Consider the following 977-nt stretch of genomic DNA (forward strand, 5'->3'; position numbering starts at 1 on the left):
CATTTATTGTGGCGGGACATGCAATTACCGGATCGATATTATCAGTTACAGTTACGGTTTGCGTGCAGGTAGCGGTATTACCAGAGCTATCCGTTACCGTCCAGGTTACTGTCGTATCTCCTATCGGGAACACTCCAGGTGCATCGTTGGTTACACTAGCCACTGCACAATTATCTGAAGTCGTTGGTGTACCTAAAGCAACACTGCTTGCAGTACATAATCCAGCGTCAACATTGACATTTACCGTGGCTGGACAACTGATTGTTGGATCAATGTTATCGGTTACGGTTACCGTTTGGGTACAGGTAGCGGTATTACCAGAGCTATCCGTTACCGTCCAGGTTACTGTAGTATCTCCTAATGGGAAGGTTGCCGGTGCATCATTGGTTACACTAGCCACTGCACAATTATCTGAAGTCGTTGGTGTACCTAAAGTAACTCCACTGGCGGTACATAAGCCAGCATCTACATTTACATTTACAGTCGCTGGACAACTAATCGTTGGATCAATAGTATCAGTTACGGTTACCGTTTGAGTACAAGTCGCAGTATTACCTGAGCTATCCGTTACTGTCCAGGTTACTGTCGTATCTCCTAGTGGGAAAACTCCAGGTGCATCATTGGTTACACTTGCTACTGCACAATTATCTGAAGTCGTTGGAGTGCCTAAAGCAACACTACTGGCTGTACATAATCCAGCGTCTACATTTACATTTACCGTGGCTGGACAACTGATCGTTGGATCGATGTTATCAGTTACTGTTACGGTTTGCGTACAGGTAGACGTATTTCCTGAACTATCTGTTACGGTCCAGGTTACGGTGGTATCTCCTAGTGGGAAAACTCCCGGTGCATCGTTAGTTACACTTGCTACTGCACAATTATCTGAAGTAGTAGGTGTGCCTAAAGTAACACTGCTTGCGGTACATAAGCCAGCATCTACATTTACATTTACAGTCGCTGGACAACTAATCGTT

General features: G+C 45.0%; 1 protein-coding gene. It reads right to left on the reverse strand.

What is annotated here, in order from left to right:
• Positions 1-977: HYR domain-containing protein (locus ATO12_RS24465; protein ID WP_034247723.1), on the reverse strand; the 977-nt coding region annotated here is incomplete at both ends.

Source organism: Aquimarina atlantica, assembly GCF_000626715.1.
GTDB classification, from domain to species: domain Bacteria; phylum Bacteroidota; class Bacteroidia; order Flavobacteriales; family Flavobacteriaceae; genus Aquimarina; species Aquimarina atlantica.